General features: G+C 54.6%; 12 protein-coding genes. 9 read left to right on the top strand and 3 right to left on the bottom strand.

What is annotated here, in order from left to right:
• The first annotated feature begins 80 nt into the window (after nt 1–80).
• The 9 genes from FZF01_RS18165 (at nt 81) to FZF01_RS18125 (ending at nt 9,882) form a co-directional block, all read left to right on the top strand.
• Nucleotides 81–497 carry a galactose oxidase early set domain-containing protein gene (locus FZF01_RS18165; protein ID WP_223825559.1) on the top strand — a complete coding sequence of 139 codons (417 nt, stop codon included), beginning with the start codon at nt 81–83 and terminating at the stop codon, nt 495–497.
• Between the two features lie 16 nt (nt 498–513).
• Nucleotides 514–1,074 (top strand): hypothetical protein, encoded by a 561-nt coding sequence (locus FZF01_RS18160; protein WP_150277051.1) that lies wholly within the window; start codon nt 514–516, stop codon nt 1,072–1,074.
• A 189-nt stretch (nt 1,075–1,263) separates the two neighbouring features.
• The gene (locus tag FZF01_RS18155) at nt 1,264–1,599 is read left to right on the top strand and encodes a hypothetical protein (protein WP_150277052.1); all 336 of its coding nucleotides are present in this window, start codon (nt 1,264–1,266) and stop codon (nt 1,597–1,599) included.
• Nucleotides 1,600–1,870: 271 nt separating this feature from the next.
• Nucleotides 1,871–3,289 (top strand): class I SAM-dependent methyltransferase, encoded by a 1,419-nt coding sequence (locus FZF01_RS18150; protein WP_150277053.1) that lies wholly within the window; start codon nt 1,871–1,873, stop codon nt 3,287–3,289.
• Nucleotides 3,290–3,305: 16 nt separating this feature from the next.
• Nucleotides 3,306–3,575: a hypothetical protein gene (locus FZF01_RS18145; protein WP_150277054.1), complete on the top strand. Its 270-nt coding sequence runs from the start codon at nt 3,306–3,308 to the stop codon at nt 3,573–3,575.
• Between the two features lie 113 nt (nt 3,576–3,688).
• Complete coding sequence (locus FZF01_RS18140) at nt 3,689–4,531, top strand: DUF3883 domain-containing protein (protein ID WP_150277055.1); 843 nt, start codon at nt 3,689–3,691, stop codon at nt 4,529–4,531.
• Between the two features lie 140 nt (nt 4,532–4,671).
• On the top strand, nt 4,672–6,102 hold the full coding sequence (locus FZF01_RS18135) for an IS1182 family transposase (protein ID WP_150277056.1): 1,431 nt from the start codon (nt 4,672–4,674) through the stop codon (nt 6,100–6,102).
• Between the two features lie 537 nt (nt 6,103–6,639).
• Nucleotides 6,640–8,802 carry a hypothetical protein gene (locus tag FZF01_RS18130; RefSeq protein WP_150277057.1) on the top strand — a complete coding sequence of 721 codons (2,163 nt, stop codon included), beginning with the start codon at nt 6,640–6,642 and terminating at the stop codon, nt 8,800–8,802.
• 120 nt (nt 8,803–8,922) lie between these two features.
• The gene (locus tag FZF01_RS18125; protein WP_150277058.1) at nt 8,923–9,882 is read left to right on the top strand and encodes a viperin family antiviral radical SAM protein; all 960 of its coding nucleotides are present in this window, start codon (nt 8,923–8,925) and stop codon (nt 9,880–9,882) included.
• Between the two features lie 737 nt (nt 9,883–10,619).
• On the opposite strand, the gene FZF01_RS18120 is transcribed toward FZF01_RS18125, so the two are convergent.
• From FZF01_RS18120 to FZF01_RS18110, 3 genes are read right to left on the bottom strand one after another with little or no spacing between them, the layout of a single operon-like run.
• Nucleotides 10,620–11,954 (bottom strand): restriction endonuclease subunit S, encoded by a 1,335-nt coding sequence (locus FZF01_RS18120; RefSeq protein ID WP_150279362.1) that lies wholly within the window; start codon nt 11,952–11,954, stop codon nt 10,620–10,622.
• Entirely contained in the window at nt 11,951–13,561 is a 1,611-nt protein-coding gene (locus FZF01_RS18115) for a class I SAM-dependent DNA methyltransferase (RefSeq protein WP_150277059.1), read from the bottom strand. Before FZF01_RS18115 ends, FZF01_RS18120 begins: the two co-directional genes overlap by 4 nt.
• 7 nt (nt 13,562–13,568) lie before the next feature.
• Entirely contained in the window at nt 13,569–14,666 is a 1,098-nt protein-coding gene (locus FZF01_RS18110) for a Fic family protein (RefSeq protein WP_150277060.1), read from the bottom strand.
• Between the last annotated feature and the right edge of the window lie 79 nt (nt 14,667–14,745).

The following is a 14,745-nucleotide window of genomic DNA, read 5'->3' as shown; positions in this document are numbered from 1 at the left end:
AATGGTTGCCGGTCACTCGCCGATCAACACCGCCTACCTGACCTTTGTGGACCTGCAGGGCCTGGGACTGGCCCCCTTTTTTGCCCTACGCAATGCGCAGTGACCGCCCGCAGATTCAACGTGCGCCGAGCAGTCTGACCATCGGAAATCGCTTCAACATCAAAGTGGATCAGGCTGACCAGGTCGACAAGGCACTGCTGATCAGAAGAACGGTAATGACCCACCTGATTGACGGCGATCAGCGCGCGATCGAGCTGAATATCGTCAAGGGCCCTGGCAACAAACTGACGCTGACAATGCCAAACAATCACAATGTGGTGCCTGCTGGTGAGTACATGTTGTTTGTCAGCAAAAACACCGCAGAAGGTCGCGTACCTTCGGAGGCAGCACCGATTACGGTGGTCAATAGCAGTCTGGCTTGCATGGCGCCGGTGATGGCCTCAACCGACGTTGTTACGGCTGACGGCATTATCGAGTCAACCCTCGACATCCTGTAATCGCAAGGAGAAACAAATGATCATCGAACAAACAAGAACCGCCTGTACGGGTCTCGTTTTGTTCGGCCTCGCGTGCCTGTCAGCCTCCGGGCTGGCAGGTGCGCACGGCGCCCTCGAACTGGACGATGTGCCAGAGGGGTTCGTCAAGGCCAGCATTACGGCCCGACCTGATATCCAGGGCCTGAGCAGCTTGATTCTAAGCGCGCCCAGGCCGGGAATAATGCTTCGCTATAACGGAGAGCAACCCTTGACCGTGCTGGGTGTAGAGGGCGAAGCCTTCTTGCAGTTCACACGCACCGGTGTATCGGTTAATACCGCCAGCCCGAGCTGGGGGGCATCAAACGACAAGCCAGCCGCCTTGGCCTCGGATGGAACAGCGAGTGACACCAGCGCAGACCCAACCTGGGTCACTTTGTCTGACTCAGGCAGCTTCAGTTGGCTTGATCCAAGGCTCAATACCCTGGCTGACGTACATCATGAAGCAGACACCCAGAAAGAATGGTCGATTACCCTGCGCGGAGCCGACGGCGAACTCGACCAGATCCGGGGTACCTTGATGTTTACGGCGTATAAATAGGTGACAAGCCGCAGTAGTTGAACAGAAGCCCCTGCATTACAGGGGCTTTCCACAGGCCCTGTTTTTACCTTTATAACAAAACCTCAGAGTATCGGGCTCCGGTGGAGCAATCAGCGTAAGGCCTTGTATTGCCCCGCCCTGCTATCTGGCATAACCTCGCTCACAACAAAAACACCGCCGGGAATCAGAATGAAAAAAGCCATTTACGGAGCGTTCCTGCTGGGCTCAAGCCTCCTGCTCAGCGCCTGCTCAAGCGGGCCATCGGAAGACGACGTCAAGACCCTTTTGGAAGCCCAGATGAACCAGATGTCCGGGATGCTGGGTGAGATCGGCGGCGAGAACATGTCCAGCATGCTGAAAGTCGACATCCACGCCGTCACCATTCATAGCTGCGAAGAACAACGCACCAATGTCTACCTCTGTGATGTGGACGTGGATGCGACAACCCCTATTACCGGTCGCTCCGTACAACGCTCGGAGGTGTTAATGGCCAAATCCAAAGACGGCTGGGTGCCAGCGCAGTAACGCCAGAGCACATGCTTAAAAGGTTCCCTGACCTCAAAATACCGCTCCATCCGCACCTGCCCCCCAGGTGCGGGCTGCGGATTCGCTTGAAATTCTCCAATCAGATATGTCGAGGTCTTCGACACAACACTTCGTCATGTCGAAATATTCCTAGAAAATCGACATGACAAACGAACTAGATACAGGTGAGCCCGGACTGACAGTCCTTGCCCTACTCGATTGACACCCCCTACCCAACCGATACACTCGCTTGAGACGGAGATGTCATTACATGGATTACTACATCGAACGTGCGGACGAGCTCTTTGCTGCCTACCAGGCTGTAGACCCGGAGGTCGTTCATTCTGCCTGGCGGCACCTGTTGCCAGCCCAACCTGGCATAGCCTGTGATATCGGCGCGGGTTCCGGACGGGACGCATGCTGGCTCGCCAAGCTGGGCTGGACCGTCACCGCCGTAGAGCCCAGCGAGAAACTTCGACAGCTGGGCCAGGCCAGCACCACAGCCCAACACTGCAGGCCCGGCTCGGTAACCTGGCTGGATGACGCCCTCCCCGACCTGAAACGCTTGCGCTCGCTCGACCAGCGTTTCCAGCTGATCCTGATCAGCGCCGTATGGATGCACCTGCGGCCTGACCAGCACGAGCGCGCCATGCGCATCGTCAGCGACCTGTTGGCCCCAGGCGGCATTCTGGTGATCTCGTTGCGTATTGGCGAAGACAAAGAAAAGCGCTTTCATCCAGTCACAGCCCAGCAAATCCAGATACTTGCCCAGGGTCGCGCCCTTGCCCCAAAGGTGATAACCCGGCAACCCGACGCCACCCGCCCAAGCATCGAGTGGGACTGCATGGCCTTTGTGTTGCCCGACGATGGCAGCGGCAGCCTGCCGCTGCTCAGACATATCATCGTCAATGACAATAAATCCGCCTCCTACAAACTCGGCTTATTACGCGCCCTGATCCGCATAGCCGAAGGCGCACCCGGCATGGTCACCAGGCGGGACGAAGCCTGGGTGGAGATACCCTTCGGTCTGGTTGCGCTCTACTGGCTGAAGATGTACATGCCCCTGGTGCTAAAGCACAACCTGATCCAGACCCCGACAGCCGTCCATGAAAACCAAACAGGCTACGGCTGGGCCAGCAGTGGTCATTTTTACAAGCTGAACACCCTCTCCCCTTACGATCTGCGTGTAGGTGCCACATTCGATCCAGAGACCTCGTTGAACCTGATCGCGACCCTGAAAAATATCTGCACCAACATCGAAGCTATGCCTGCCAAATACATCACCTATCCAGGCCAGGACAAACCGGTATTCGAGTGCAACCGGGTCTCCAGACGGATTCCAAAAGGCAGTTGGCAATGCAACAAACAAACGCTGAGCGACTTCGGCACATTCAGAGTGCCGACCTACCTATGGCAGACCTTTTCCCAGCACGCCTGCTGGCTGGAGCCCGCCATACTGAGTGAATGGACCCGGCTGATGCGCTCGTGGAGCATGCAGTACGATCCGAGCGTGTACGAACGCGCCTTGCAATGGAATGAAGACAGACGCGATACCGCCGAAGTCAGAAGCCGTATTGCGGCAATGCAGCTAGGTGGCCGCGACATTTCGTGCGTCTGGAGCCAGAAACAACTCCGTCCCGACCGCTACGCGGTGGATCACTGTTTCCCCCTGGGCCCGTTGGTTCAATAACGACCTGTGGAATCTTGTGCCCGCAGCAGAAGCCATTAACAGCAAAAAAGGCGACAAGCTTCCCTCCGCCCTGCTCCTGGAGAACTCAAAAGAGCTGATCCTCGATTGGTGGGGCGAAGCCTATGTTTCGGAGCCGAAATTCTCGGAGCGGTTTTTGATTGAGGCTGAAGCTGCGCTGCCGCTGGTTACGCCACAGAGCGGGTTGGATGAGATATTTGCGGCAATGCAGCATCAGCGGGCGAAGTTGAAGGCCAGTCAGCAATTAGCGGAGTGGTCGCTTACCTGAATTTCTGTTGCCTATCAAAGTAGGTAATAGCGAGCTGGCCTGACGACGAGCGCAATTGACCTAAAATCTGGAATCTCATTGACGCCCGTACGGGGCTATAAGGAATAGTAAACATGGCGAACGGACCCTGGACCCAGGAAGAAGTCCGCTTAGCGGTCGCTGATTACAAGAGAATGCTTGTACAGGAGCTCAATGGGCAAAAATACAGTAAAACCCACCACCGGCGAGCCTTGCAGGTACTTTTGCAAGATCGGTCAGAAGGCTCCATTGAGCGTAAGCATCAAAATATCAGCGCCGTCTTGCATGAACTCGAGTGCCCGTGGATCGTCGGTTACAAACCGCTTGGTAATTACCAAGCGCTGCTCGTCGAAGCTGTCGTAGAGACGCTAGTAAACGACCCAATATTCGACCAGGCCGCACGCCATGCTAGCGAGCAACCTGCAATCGTCCCAATGGGAGTGGACTTTGACTGCTGGATTGAGCAAACGCCGCAGCCAATAGAAATCAACGAATCCGCCTATCAACCGAGATTTTTGGCCACAAAGCGCGACTACGTGGCGCGAGAAGCCCGAAACCGCGCGCTTGGTCTTGCTGGGGAAGAATTAGTGCTTAGCTACGAGCAACAGCGTTTAGAACGCAGTGGCTTCGGATCGCTTGCTGGCAAGGTGGAACACACTTCAATTAAGCGAGGAGATGGTGTCGGCTATGACATCCTCTCGTTTGAAACCGACGGTAGGGAAAGGTTTATCGAAGTGAAGACCACTGCGTTTGCAAAAGCAACGCCCTTCTACATCAGCCGCAACGAGGTTGAGTTTTCCAAGGTGACGTCCGAGCGTTATCACCTCTATCGGCTTTTTGAATTCAGGACGAAACCAAGAATGTTCGCTCTGACAGGAGACATGCATCAGCGGCTCCGACTTGATCCGGTCACCTATCTTGCGTCGTTGGGTTCGTGACAGGCTTCGGCACACAAGGGATCCGCTAGGGCTAATAAATTTCCGTGGGCAACGACAGTCCGCTAACGGCCCAGAGTGTGTAAAAACGCTGTCTCAAACCCTTGCTATGATTTCTCGGGATTTCATCGCAAGGATCGTCCATGAAGCGCTTCATTCAAGGTGAGCATCGAGGCCAAAGCAACTTACTGCCCGAGAGCCTCGACGACTACGTCAACGATACCAATCCGGTGCGAGTGGTCGATGTCTTTGTCGACGAACTCGACCTAGTGAAGCTGGGTTTTGAAAGCGCCATCCCCGCTGATACTGGTCGGCCTGCTTATCATCCCTCGATCCTGCTGAAGATCTACATCTACGGTTACCTCAACCGCATTCAATCCAGCCGACGCCTTGAACGAGAAGCGCAACGCAACGTCGAGTTGATGTGGCTGACCGGTCGCTTGATGCCTGATTTCAAGACTATCGCTAATTTTCGAAAGGACAACGGTAAGGCTATCCGTGGCGTCTGCCGTCAGTTCGTTGTGCTCTGTCAGCAGTTAGGGTTATTCGCCGGAAGCCTGATTGCCATCGATGGCAGCAAATTCAAGGCGGTCAACAACCGAGATCGCAATTTCACCAGCGCCAAATTGAAGCGGCGGATGGAGGAAATCGAAGCAAGTATTAATCGGTACCTGACAGCGCTCGATGCTGCTGATCAACAGGATCGTCCAGCCTCTGACGCCAATGTCGTGCACCTGGAAGAAAGAATCGCCAAGCTGAAGGCGCAAATGAAAGAGCTTCAATTGATCGAAACTCAGCTCAATGAATCACCGGATAAGCAGGTATCACTGACGGATCCAGATGCCCGCTCCATGATGACTCGCGGCACAGGAATCGTTGGCTACAACGTGCAGACAGCGGTCGATACCAAGCACCATTTAATCGTCGCTCATGAGGTGACCAACGTCGGGTCCGACCGCGATCAGCTCAGCCCTATTGCCAAGCAAGCCCGCGAGGCGATGGGAACAGAAAAGCTGTCGGTGGTAGCTGACCGTGGGTACTTCAAAAGCGGGGAAATCCTGGCTTGTCACGACGCAGGTATCGTCACCTATGTACCCAAGCCAATGACCTCCGCAGCCAAAGCCGATGGGCGACTCAACAACGACGCATTTATCTATGACGCGGCGGCAAACGCATACACTTGTCCGGCTGGCGAGACTTTGATTTGGCGTTTCTCCAGCGTTGAGAACGGCATGAAACTGCATCGGTACTGGAGCTCAAATTGCCAAAGCTGCGCATTGAAATCGCAGTGCACGCCGAGCAAGCAGCGGCGAATTCGGCGCTGGGAGCATGAAGCAGTGCTGGAAGAAATGCAGCACCGGCTCAGCAGAGCACCCGAGATGATGAAGGTTCGAAAACGAACCGTTGAACATCCCTTCGGGACGCTCAAACAATGGATGGGCGCGTCGCACTTCCTGACGCGAAAGCTCAATGGGGTGAGTGCTGAGATGAGCCTGAATGTGCTCGCTTACAACCTGAAACGGGTGATGAAAATCATAGGCACCGTCAGCTTGCTAGAGGCCCTGACAGCGTAAAAGCCCTGGCTTTACTCGCCTACGCTGCCTCTGAGAGGGCTCCAGGGCGTTGCTGGATTGTCTCATGCCCCCTTCGCAGTGGTCATAAGCTTGATCAGGTTCTCAGCTCGAGAAAGGCTCGCTATAGACCGTGACGGAAATCCGTTCTGGCGTTTTTACACACTCTGGGCCAATAGCGGTCATTAGCTGTCTACATAAGCCGAGGCTATTCACATAGCGCTAATACGTAGCCGTCAGTCGATGTTCAAAACAATGGACGGCATATCCTTTACGTGGCTTACCGGCTGCCAGTCAGGAGAAAAATAGCTAGGGCTGTAGCCAGCGATGCGAGCTGGCGGCCTCTGGATCAATGCTTGACTAAAGATACGAACCCATCTATTTTTATTTGGCGCGCTACTGCAGTCGGCTATAGAGCTTGATGCTCACGGGCTAATCACCCATCCGCTCCCCTCTGCTGCACGGGAGGTTTCAACTGCAGGCCAGAATCCAATCTGGTGCGTAACCCATGAAACCTAATCCTGATATTGGGAAAAAACCATGTGCAGAATTGATGCCGAATTCGGCAAGTACGACCTTGACGAAAAAGCCGACCCCTCCGAGCGTTTTACCCAAGCCCTTGACGAATATGAAGTCGTCGGGCAACTCCGCTCATTGCTAACTAACCACTTCGCCACCACCTGGCAGCACGTATTCACATCCGCTAACAGACTGGAAGAGGCGTTAGACCTTGCTCGAAGCCAAGCGACGATGGAGGACCAAGCCGCTGCCGTAATCTCATCCGGCCCGCTGGCAGAGCGCCTGCGCATGCAGCTACTATTCGTCCTCATACATAAAGATGTCACTGGACGCACCTTAGAAACGCTCGATTTTGCCAAAGACGTAGCCCAAACCGTCTTTCCGCACTCCCCTTACAAGCTGTTTAAAAAGCTCAAACCCGACTCACAGCACGGTTGGTTCATAACCGCGCTGTACGGAAACGAGTACTTTCTCCACAGCGCAGTATTCGATGACCCAGCGCTTATTGCAGAAGGTGAGTGGGAAAGGGTGCGGGTGCTCTGGTCGTGCTTGCCCGCGTGGTCACACGACGAGCAGCAAATCCCGACTGAGTTGGCATCAATTTTCAGCCCTGATGCCAAAGCTCTGATTTCAGTTGCGTCAACACAGCGGCATGCTGGCCCGCCAACACCTGCAGCACACCAATGGCTTCAGCGGGTCAGGTTTCTAGAGGCTTGGGTTAAATCCGATGCTGCTGCCGGCAGACTCCGTAACCCGCACGAAGGCGTTTTTCAAAAGCTATATACCGAGAGGGAATCACTACGGTCTGACCTAGAGGCGCTACGTTCAGGCGACAGCGATGAAAAGGACCTGTACAACTCTGCCACAGATTGGCTCATAAACTTGGAACTGCAGCTAAAGGAAACCCTAGCGATCCACATGGAGCTCGCCGATGCAGATGAAGGACAGCTTGCTGACTGGGCTTTACAGCTTGATAACTGTGTCTCGGGGCGAATCATTGAGCTGCCAAGCGGTGAGTGGGATGTAGCCGAGCAGCAGCACCTTCGCAGGCTACTCTCCCTGCTCACTTCCGACAAAGCCGAGGCTTGGGTTCAGCAATCTGTCCACAGCGATGTAAAAGCAACACTACAAAGCAGACTGGACTCGTTCCCAACACTATCTGATCAGAGAAGCAGAAAGTGGTGGGCATCGGACTATTCGGCCATATGGAAAGCCAAGTTAGAAGCCGAGATCCATGCCTTGGGCGTCAAAGATGCATTGGCCGTTCTATCCTGCAGGCTTTTCCGGCTTCCCAGTGAAGCAGTATCTCGAGAACTTCACCCTTGGTGGGATAGCCTGCTCGAAAAGTTGATTCACGACCCCGAGTTTCCACTGGCTCTAACCCCGCAATGGACTGTCCATGCTATTGGTAGATTGAGTGACGAGGTCGTGCTGCCTTACATCGACAAGAGCCTCGGACTGCTGCGCAGCCGACTGTCGAATGCGGCAGAGCCTGATCTGAACAACCAACTCGATGCACTGTTGAGCATGCTATCGCACCTAGACCCGCGGAAAGCACTTCGACATCGCCTGATGCTCATGCGCTCGTCGTACGTGCCGTTCGCCGACGAGTCACTATCACGCTTCAGCTCACATCACAGCGACAAGGCTGTCAGTTGGTACAGCCCACTGAGTGAGCAAGCTAGGAACTTTCACGCAAAAAAACTCAGCGGGACGCCTTATGTTGACCGACAGGAATGCGAAAAAGCTGAGCTGGAGAGCTACCAGTCATTCGCCCTTGATCTGATCGAGTTTTGCCTTAGCCGCCTGCGCCTGCGCAAAGGCGAAAAGAAGCCCGAAGATGAACGGTACGCCGATAGCCAGGTGACCGAGCAATCGGCTATCTGGCGTCAAGGATATTTGAAGGCGCTGCTGGAAATCGGCCTTGACCCTAACGGTAAGGCGCACAAAACCGTTTTTTTTACCCGGCAGTTCGACCCTGATGAAAGCGTCCGCGATGTCGCGAAAGAGGCTTATCGAGCCGTGCGCCGGGAAACCAAAAGTAAAAAAAGCGTTCAGGACTACAAGCGTGGGCTGATCGCCGCTGAATGGTGGCTGCTAATGAGTCAGCGACGCGCACTCGGTCTTCCCATAGACCCAGAGGGAGCCCTCAAGACACGGCGCAATATGATGCGTAATCCGTAACCACCCGCAACAAGAAAAGTCACGGTGTACCGGAGCCTGATGCTCCTACTCTGACGCCTCGCGTCCGCCATGCAGAACCTTTTACCGACCGCACCACTGCGGTCGCCAAGGAGTTGACGTATGTCCAAAGATAATTTGATTTTTCCCATCAGCCCTGTAAAAGCAGCTCCCGTCCACGTTGACGCTCTGACTATCAACTGGCACGTGACGGAGGCCTGCAATTACCGCTGCCAATACTGCTACGCGAAATGGACGGACCACCCCTGTCCCCGCGAGCTATTTCACGATCGCGACCGCAGCCAGCACTTGCTGGTGGAGTTGTTCCAGTATTTTCAGCCGACAAACACCAGTAATCCTCTGCGTGATGCCCTCTCATGGCGCACTCTGCGCCTGAACCTGGCTGGCGGAGAGCCATCGATACTCGGAGAGCGCCTGCTAGACATCACCCGCGTGGCCAAACAAGTAGGGTTTGAGGTTTCACTTATCAGCAATGCTTCAAGGTTGACATCTGACGTTATAAAGCAGCTTGCACCGCAACTGACCTATCTAGGTGTCAGCCTAGACTCCACGGACTCTGGGACCAATCTTGCAATAGGACGGGTAGAAAGAAGCGGGCAAGGGCTGAGTCTAAATGAGCTGACCGCGAACCTGGACTTTGCTCGTCAAGTTAACCCCGCACTCAAGATCAAGATTACTACCGTCGTCAACGCCTTAAATGCCGATGAAGACTTGAGCGGACTAATCACACGAGTTCGCCCAGAGCGCTGGAAGGTGCTGCGGATGCTACCAATAGTTGATGCCACTCTTGCCGTTAGCGACGAGGCCTTTGCAGCCTTTGTGGAAAGACATGGCGCTTTCCGATCAATCCAGTGCGTCGAGGACAACAGCGACATGTGTGAGTCGTACCTTATGGTCGACCCTTATGGCCGTTTCTTCCAAAACCAAGCAGCTGGGAAAGGAGGCTACCTCTACAGCCAACCGATTTTACCTTCCGGTGCCGCCGCAGCATTTTCCGAAATGCGCTTCAACCCGGCCGGCTTTCGCTCCCGTTACACAACAGCACCGGGGGAGGCATCATGAGGAAGTACTGCTCAGACAAAGACTTCGACCTCGTCATACGGTGCCTAGTGCGACACGGATGGGGTTATCAACGTGGCGGCAAACACGGCAAGTTGACTCACCCCTCTCTCAGGCGGCCCATTACGGTTTCTATTTCACCCAGTGGCCGCCGTAGTTTGCAGCGATTCAAGCAAACTGTTCTGTCTACCCACAACTGTACTGGAGTAACTAAAAGCCAGATGTAACATGTCACCGGGCGGGCGCAGGCTTCTTACCAGCGTCCGCCCGGCAGCGTTCCAGAGTTTTGTCACGACTCAGCCATCAGCACCGGCCGAGCAGGGCAGCTTGTGGCTGCATACTTCCAAGATGTTGCCGATAGGCTCTTCTTGTAAACCATGCGGTAGAGGCTGAATCTCTCTAGATTCGTAGACACCCTTGAGGGCCGTTTCTGTGCAATTTTTATCTGTCGTCATCGGCTGCTTCTGGCCGATAGCAGCCAGTCATTCAAACCAAAACCACAACGAGCTCCGCCAACACTCTCACCTCATCTTTCTCCTCAGCCCCAACACAATCGGCTGAAACGAACTATCCGTCGACTCCGGTACCAGCGTGCAATCAATGGGGTCAGTGTCATTGTTTTCTTAAAGATCAAACGCTCTGACCCCATTGATTCGCGGAATTGCTATTGCACTACTCCCTGTACTCACATCCTGCCCCGACGGTTGAACCAATCAGGCCCACTTCATTCACCCATGCGTTCAAGCCGACGCCTTGCGACCCCGCTTGGTCTTGGGCGCCGCAGCCCGTTGCGCCTTGATACGTTCCAGCAACACACTGGCCGGCTCATCATTCGGGTCCTGCGGCACCAGCTCACCGCGAAAGGCCTTGGCTAGAATGCTTTGGGTCAGCCGATCAATCCGTGTTTGCGCGATTTTGACCCGGGTCTCCAGCTGGTCGGCGAAGGCGAATAGTTGTTCTACGCGGCTAACGATTTCGGTTTGTTCTGCTAATGTAGGAACTGGAACCTCGATGTCCTTCAAAACTGATGCCTTGATACCCTTAACTGTTGTTCCAGTTGCACGGCGCAATAACTCTTCTTGCAACAGTGGCGATTGCAAAGCTATAGCTCCAAAATTAGACAAAAAGCCTTCATGAAACTGGAGGCATATTGCACGCTGTGCCAATGCAAACTTCTCAGTTATGTCGATTACCGCAATATTGCCTAGCGGTGCTTCAGTTGTTATCAGAACATCACCAACCAGCGGAATCCCTCGTGTCATCCACCCCTCATAAGCTTCAGGACGTATGAACTCTCGAGGTTCTCTCGATATATACCCCGACCTGATGTTTTTTGCGGTAATGAGTGGAATTCCAGTCCCGACCTTTTCTGGGGTTTTCCCTCGATAGTCGATGAAACGTGCAAGCAAACCTAGCCTATTAACCGGGTAGGCGAAGTCCAGATCCTTATATTTGCTAGAGTCATCCTTGCGCCACTCCTCCGTCAACCGCCCGGAAACAGCAGCGGCGAGGACGGATTGGCGGAAGCGTTTGAGCAGTGCGGGGATGCCGTCGACGCGGGCTTTCAGGGTATCGACCTGGGCCAGCAGTTCGTCGAGTTTTGCGGCGATGCGGGTTTGTTCGGCGAGTGGCGGCAATGAGGTTGGTGCTGTAGAAAAAATGCCCTTGTTCACGATGGAAATCGTTGTTGCAGAGGATTTGGCTTCGAGCCATGGCTTAAGTGTTTTGCAGTAATGAAACAGGAACTTTGGATCTATTCGTTCATGCGGAATTATTGCATTAATCTGCTGATTGGTAGCTGAGGTTGTCGTGGTTAAGCCGACTTTCCCTAGATTTCCAATGCAGGTCACTACGATGCTTTGTGACGGTAGGCTTGGAATCTCGGCGGCGCCGTCAGCAGTTAGATAGGTTTCAGTCCTGAAGATCGGGCTGGCAAAATCGAGGTCGCCTGGCTTGATGAAGGGTATATCCCCGCCATAAAAGCGTGACTCTTTAGTACTCGGCGTTTTTCCCGTAACGATCTGGCCAATATCTGACAATTGGCAGGCAGCCCATCCCGTCGGCAACCCACTCATCCCCGCTCCCCCGCTTGTAGCCTATCGCTTGAAGCTTGCAGCTCCGCCTCCGGCGCCTCCAGCCCCATCACCTCCGCCATCAACCGCTTCTGCGCCACCACCTCGTCCTCGGCCCCCAAGGCCTTCATCAACTCCTCCAACTCATGCAAGGCCTCAGTCAACTCCGCCATGGCCTCACCGGCCAGCACTTCTGGCGCGGGCAGGTCGGCGGCATTTTCACTGGAGGCATCCTTGAGCCAGCTGATATCCAGCGAGTCGCCGCGCTCGGTAATCTGCTCGCGGGTAAAGCAGCGGAAACGGCTGAGTTCACCAATACCCTCGACATTCTCGGCCCGCGGGCTGTTGCCGTTCGGGTCATCGCCATAGGCGTCTTCAAAGGGTTTAAGGTGCGCATCACCAAAGGGCGTACGCTTGCCGAAGCTGGGCATATTGCTGCGCAGGTCATAGATCCATACGCGTTGGGTGCAGCCCTGTTCCTGACGCGGATCACCCGGGCTGCCCTTCTGGAAGAACAGTACGTTGGTCTTGACGCCCTGGGCGTAGAAGATGCCGGTGGGCAGGCGCAGGATGGTGTGCAGGTTGCACTTGTTCATCAGGTCGCGGCGTACCTCGGTGCCCACGCCGGCCTCGAACAGGACGTTATCCGGCAATACCACGGCGGCGCGGCCACCGGGTTTGAGGTTGCGGTAGATGTGCTGCATAAAGGCCAGCTGCTTGTTGCTGGTTTTATAGGTCAGGTCATCCCGGGTGTTGCTGGCCTCCCCGCCTTTGCTGGTACCAAAGGGCGGATTGGCGAGGATAATATCGGCCTTGGGCAGGGCCTTGCCGGCATCGCCGAGGGCGTTGCCCAGGTGCACTACACCTTCGTCGTCGCCTTCCATGCCATGCAGCAAGCAGTTCATCAGGGACAGGCGGCGCGTGTTGGGGACCAGTTCTATGCCTACAAAGGCCTTATGCTTCTGGAAGGCCGCATCCTTGGCGCTCAGCGCCAGGTAATCGTCGGTCTGCTCGCGCATATATTGGTCAGCAGCAACCAGAAAGCCCGCGGTCCCCGCGGCCGGGTCCTGTATTACCTCACCAATCTGCGGTTTGAGGCAGCGCACCATGCTGTTGATCAGGGCGCGCGGGGTAAAGTACTGCCCTGCCCCGGATTTGGTTTCGTTGGCGTTCTTTTCCAGCAGGCCTTCGTACAGATCACCCAGGCCGTCTTTGGCGGCGGTGAACCAGTCGATCTGGTCCAGGGTCTTGATCATCTGTTCCAGGTGGCGCGGTTCGCGCAGGCGAGTTTGCGCGTCGGCGTAGATGGCGCTGATCAGTGGGTCTTCGTGTACCAGATTATTGTCCGCATCTTTGCCGGTGGACAGGCTTAGCAGGATCCGCTTGTAGTCGTTCAGCAGGTTGATACCAGACTTGCCGTTGATATCGGTCCAGCGACAGCCTTCGGGCAGCGGGTGCTTTTTCAGGGTGCCGGCTTCGGTGTTCTCGTGCACCATTTTGATAAACAGCAGCAGCACCAGCTCGGTGACGTAGTCGCTGTAGTTGATGCCGTCGTCGCGCAGCACGTCGCAGAGGTTCCAGAGCTTCTGGACGATGTCGTTGTTGTTCATGGTTTTCTCAATTGGTTGGAAACTGGGGGGCTTCGCTAAGCAAGCGGACCAAGGGCTGATTGATGTAGTAGTTGCTGCGGCCTACCTTTTCTTTGACCAGAAGGCCGTGCTCCACCAGTTGATCAAGGTATTTGGTTGCAGTAATGCGGGAGACTTGCAGGTCTTCCATGACAAATTCGATTTTGGTGTACGGGTGGTTGAACAAGTTATTGAGCAGCTCCTGCCGGTAAATTTTGGGCAGCTCGGCGCGCATCCTTTGCTTATATTCCGTCATCAGGACTTTCATTGCCTGTATCAGCTCGATGGTGTGCTGCGATGTTTCGATCAGCGCGTCGAGCATGTATAGCAGCCAGGGCTCCCATTCTCCGCTTTCACGCACCTGCTGCAATTGCTGATAATAAGCGGCCTTGTTACGAATAAAGTGACGACTCAGGTATAGCACCGGCAGGTTGAGAAGGTCTTTGGCGACCAGATATAGCAGATTGAGGATGCGCCCGGTGCGGCCGTTGCCATCGTAGAACGGATGAATGCTTTCGAACTGGTGGTGAATGATGGCCATTTTTACCAATGGATCTGCATCACATAGACTGTCATCGTTGATGTAGGTGACTAGATTCGCCATCAATTTTTCTATGATTTCTGCGTGCTGCGGCGGAGTGTAGATAACTGCGCCGGTCGCGGCATTTTTCAGCTCGGTACCTGGCAGCCGACGCAAGCCTGCCTTGTTGCGTTCGAGCAGCTGCTGAACGTCAATAATATCGTTTAGTCGAAGTAACCCGGTCTGCCTGACGCCAAGAAATCCCTGCCTAAGTGCGTAGGCATAGTCTTGCACTTCCTTGGCGGCAATGGGGGTAACAGCCTCAACGTTCAGGTTAGCTTTATACAGCTCATCGTGCGTGGTAACGATGTTCTCGATCTCGGAGCTGTCTTTTGCCTCCTGCAGGGCCAGTGTGTTGATCAATATGGCTTCGTTTGGAATGGTGGCGGCAACGCCCTTGAGTTCAGCCAGATAGCGATGAGCCTCGGCGGTTTTTTTCAACACCGCACGGGTCTCAAGGCTACTCAGATTGCTGATCGGGAGTTCTGGAATGCTGTATCCGCTCATGTAACAGGCCTTGATCCATGGACTGGTTTTTCAGATATAGATTTTGTTGGATTTTATACATGTCGCGGAGAACATGCAT

Source organism: Halopseudomonas salina, assembly GCF_008641105.1.
Note: the sequence above shows the minus strand (reverse complement) of the source record. Positions and strands in the feature narration are given on the sequence as shown.